The 4,242-nt window shown below is 57.3% G+C and carries 5 protein-coding genes; 1 reads left to right on the plus strand and 4 read right to left on the minus strand.

The window, feature by feature from the left end:
• The 4 genes from EOA85_RS29035 to EOA85_RS29050 form a co-directional block, all read right to left on the minus strand.
• Positions 1-772 (minus strand): family 16 glycosylhydrolase (locus tag EOA85_RS29035; RefSeq protein ID WP_127212048.1); only part of this gene is annotated, 772 nt, incomplete at its 3' end.
• 162 nt (positions 773-934) lie between these two features.
• The gene (locus EOA85_RS29040; protein ID WP_127212049.1) at positions 935-1,327 is read right to left on the minus strand and encodes a hypothetical protein; all 393 of its coding nucleotides are present in this window, start codon (positions 1,325-1,327) and stop codon (positions 935-937) included.
• Positions 1,328-1,594: 267 nt separating this feature from the next.
• A complete protein-coding gene (locus tag EOA85_RS29045) occupies positions 1,595-2,608 on the minus strand; it encodes a glycosyltransferase family 2 protein (protein ID WP_127212050.1) in 1,014 nt (337 codons plus the stop codon).
• Between the two features lie 434 nt (positions 2,609-3,042).
• Positions 3,043-3,384, minus strand: a complete 342-nt coding sequence (locus EOA85_RS29050; protein ID WP_245486112.1) for an exopolysaccharide production repressor exox — start codon at positions 3,382-3,384, stop codon at positions 3,043-3,045.
• A gap of 534 nt (positions 3,385-3,918) precedes the next feature.
• On the opposite strand from EOA85_RS29050, the gene EOA85_RS29055 reads away from it, so the two are divergent.
• Positions 3,919-4,242 (plus strand): sugar transferase (locus EOA85_RS29055; RefSeq protein ID WP_206523395.1); only part of this gene is annotated, 324 nt, incomplete at its 3' end.

Raw genomic sequence — 4,242 nt, forward strand, 5'->3', positions numbered from 1 at the left:
GATCCGAAAACGGTCCCATCCAGTTCTTCAGCGTGTCGCTGCCCCACAGGCTGAAGAATATCTTTTGCGCATGAGTGGGCAGCTTTGCCGGATCTTTGATCGTGTTCACCAGTTGGCCGTTGACGTACCAGCGCAGCCTGTCCTTCTCCCAGACGAAGGCGTAGTCGTTAAAAACCTTGTCGGTACCGCCAGCTACATCCACCAATTTCTCGTTCTTGCCCTTGCCGGCTATGTAGGCGTTGACCTGCACCTTGGAGGTGTCCTTCGTCAGCACCTCGAAGTCGATTTCGTCATGCGGCTGCTTGTCAGTGGGGCCGATGTAGGTGAAGAAGGCGGCATTGATGCCGGAGCCCGCATCGGTTTTCATCCGCGCCTCATAGGTGCCATAGCCGAAGCGCTGCTTGGTCTGGACCTCGCCGCAGGCAAAGTCGCGATCCTTTAGCTTCCGCTTTTCGAAACCGAGCGTCAGCATGCCGTCGGAAAGCCGGACCTGGCTTTTGGACCAGGTGCAGTTCTGGTGCTTGCCGTTCGTCCAGCCGTCGGCAATGTACCAACGCGCACGATCGAAGCTGGTGAAATCATCGACGAACGATGGCGCTGTCGGGATGTCCTGCGAATGGGAAGGGGTCGGGCCTGCAACCAGGCTGCCGAGTGCAAACAGCAGAAACGCGCCGCCCGAACATAGCTGCCTCAGGTTCCCTTGCCTGATCGAGCGCGTGAACGGCCTGCCGCCGGTTGCTGGGGTGGACGTGCTTATCGGATCCGCGTTCATACCAAACTCACCTTTGTGCTGCGCCCCAACCCAAAGTCGACGTTCAAACCATGACGAAACGAGCTGACCTTGACCTTCTGCCAGTACCTTCCTTGTGCTTGCCTTAACTTGCCCAGTGACACCAAACCTCCTGCCTGTGGGCCCATCCAGGGATCTTGAAGTTCACTCCGTGCCGGCGGCCGGCTTGGCGAAATCTGCCTTCGAGCTACGCTGGGCGCTTTCGTCGAAGATTGCATCCAGCGAATGACGGAGATCTTTCATCAATTCGTTCTGGCGCGCGAGCGCCGCGATGCGCCGCTCGTAGTTCAGGATCGACTTCGTCAGCTCGCTGACCTCGGAGGATCTGCTGGAGGAGGCCGCCCCATTCTCCATCGCCTCGACCAGGAAGGCCGCGTTGGTGGCCTTTGTCCGGTAGCGATTCTCAAGGCCGTTTTTCTCCGCCTCGACCTCGGCTGCGATTTGGTCAAGCAGCTTTGCCAGGCGGTCAAGGCGCGAGATGTCGGTCTGCCTGTCTCGGGCCGGATCCCTTGATCTGAAGCCAAATATCGAGGCCATGCGCTCAGTTTCCTGTCATAACCGGCCTAAGGCTATCCCTGTGCCTGTCCGGGCCAAAAAAGTCTTGTCGCATCGTCCAACTCCTCTGACAGGGGGACATTTTCGGGCCGATTCAAACAGCCAATCAAAATTGCTGCACCGCAACATACATGCCATCCCCAAAGCGAGTAGGCAACCACCTAGTGCGGCGAATCGGAAATTCGCATCACTTTGAGGCAGGGTAAGGACCTGTTGACATGATCGGCATGGCGCCGGTTGCGGACCAGCTCAAGTCTCGCCGACCGGGCTGGTTGCGGCCATGAGAAAGCGCAGCGGCGGCACAGGCTGCTTCGAGGCAAAGCCGGCGCGGCGAAACAGCGCATCCAGTTTGTCGGCGGCCACGCCGCGAAGGATGGGGATGAGGTTGGATTGGCTGGCCAGGGCGTAGGCCGCGGCCGATGTCAGCCCCTGCTCGTTCTTCACGTCGAGGAAGTTTCGCAACCGATATTTGTCGCGTACCTGCCGTTCGTGCCTTCTGAGCACGGCCTTAGAGCCTTCTGGCAAACTATCGATCGCCAGCAGCGCCAGATCTGCGTCGGCCAGACGCTTGAGGTCCTGCGTCTTGTGCTGGCCGCTCAGCGAGTCCGCGCGAACGATCGCGCCATAGCCGCAGGACCTGATGACCTTGAAGCGCGCCCCGCAAGCGACCGCGCGCGCGTAGAGTTCATAGTCTTCGCCCAGCCGCAGGTTTTCGTCATAGCGCAGTCCATGTCGGTCAAGAAAAGCGCGACTGATCACCGGTTTGAGGAAACCCAACTCACCTCTCTGCACACGGCGACTGGAGATGTTGCCTTCGATGAAACGCTCGAAATCGAGGAATTCCGGATCGGCCGAAAACCGCGGAGCGGTGATTTTCGAGACGTCGGTCGCCACATCGTCCCTGATCATCATGATGTTGTCCGCAGCGAAATCCCAATCGGCGCTGGCGAACAACTCGCGAAATCTGCCCTCGAGAAAAAAATCGTCGGCGTCCAGAATGCTGATGAACGGCGATCTGGAGCTGGCGATCGCGGCGTTGCGGGCGAAGGAGGGACCGCCGTTGACGTCGAGCCGGATGACGGAAAGCCTGCCGCTGCCATCGTCGGCCGCCCGAGCGACTTTCGCGGTATTGTCAGCGGAGGCGTCATCGACGACGACGACTTCGGCCACCTCCGGCTCGCGCAATGCCGACGCGATGGCCACTGGAATTGTCCGCGCCGCGTTGCGGGCGGCGATGATCACGCAGACCTGGGGTTCTGTCATCCATTCGTTTCTCGACTGCACAGGTAGCTCCGAACTTCTCGCGCCCCCGGCTTGATGTCCATGCAGCTCTCGTTCTCACTGCCTGTCCGGCTGTTCGAAAACATCAGCCGGCGCTTATGCTGCAATTGCGAAGCAAAGCATCGTTAAAATCATTCGCTCCGTCCAGTCTTTCCTTTCGGTGTCGTCATGGCGCAATCGATGGGCGGTGAAATACCCGCGGATAGACGGACTGCTTCGCAAACCGTCCCTGCTCATCATGGATGGGACCGTCAGCGCACTCGAATCGCTGATCACCAGGTCGATCGACAGAGTTTACGCAAATTAGAGCTGAGTCACAGGATCCGAGGCTGAATGAAAAATCCGGAGGCCGGTTGCCCAGGATGCTGTCGGGCGAGCAGTCCGCCAGCATCCGGCCGACGCTTTCTGTCGTCAGGTCAGTGCAGGCTTCTCCTGGCACTGAACTTCTCGCCGTCGGCCACTTCGGTCGAACTCAGCTTTCGTTCGGCATCGCGAATCTTATCAGCCGACGTCGGGGAATTTCTGACAACCATGACGAAAACCAGCAGAACGTAGCCCAGCTGGATGACAATGGCGCAGGCTACAGCGCGAAAAAGCGTCGTGTCTAGCGAAGCACCGTCGAAACAAGACCATGCGACCACGATCGCCAGAGCGAAAATCATGCCGACAATGAATTTTGGTAGCGACATACCCGACAGCCCGTCAACCTGCTCGGGCAAAAATCGATGATCGACCCACCCCGAGCCTCCCTTCGCCATGCGAGCTTGTTGAGGCCGCTCGCTTTCTTTGGCCGGTTGCTTCCGGCCTTCCCACGCTGTCCATACTCTGACAGAAACAATTTGCAACTCTATTAAGGTGTGCAATATCGGGCAAGGCCAACCGCAAATTATTTTGGATAAGTTCGCGGGATCGACTCTGCCATGTTGCGATGCACACATCGGCATCACGACCAATCACCCGGTAGGGACCCACTTCAGTAGGAGCCACAATATTAATCAGTACTTTACTTTAAATCCTCTCTATATTTTACCAAACTAAAGGACGATAATGCTCAATAACCGGGACAAAGAGCGATTTGCCCAACCGGAGCCTCAAAAACGCACTAGATTTTTCAAAGTTGCCCAGAATTTGTCACGAACGCGCCATAAAGGCGAAAATTTGTGCAGGATCGGTTTATTATTTAGTCAAGTCATGACGTGATTATTTCAGGCGCTCAAGAAATTGTGTGTTGCGATGCAGCATTTTTTTGATATCGTGCGGCAAACCATCCGTTCAACGTATGGAGTTTATGCATGAGGGACGTAGCCAAGCCGGCCGACGCGAATTTTTCGCAGGCAGGTATCGATTTTCCACCGATCGGCGGCCTGCTCAAACGCAGCTTCGATATCGCCGGTTCACTGATTGGCCTGGTTGCTCTCAGTCCGCTGTTTGTGATGGTCGCGCTGCTTGTCAAGTTCTCCGACGGCGGACCGATTTTCTACGGTCACAGCCGGATCGGTCGCGGAGGACGGATTTTCCCGTGCCTCAAGTTTCGCACCATGGTTCAGAATGGCGAACAGGTGCTGGCTTCATATCTTGCCGCCAACCCGGACGCCAAAGCCGAATGGATGGCGACC

The organism is Mesorhizobium sp. M5C.F.Ca.IN.020.29.1.1 (assembly GCF_003997375.1).
Classification (GTDB): Bacteria; Pseudomonadota; Alphaproteobacteria; order Rhizobiales; family Rhizobiaceae; genus Mesorhizobium; species Mesorhizobium wenxiniae.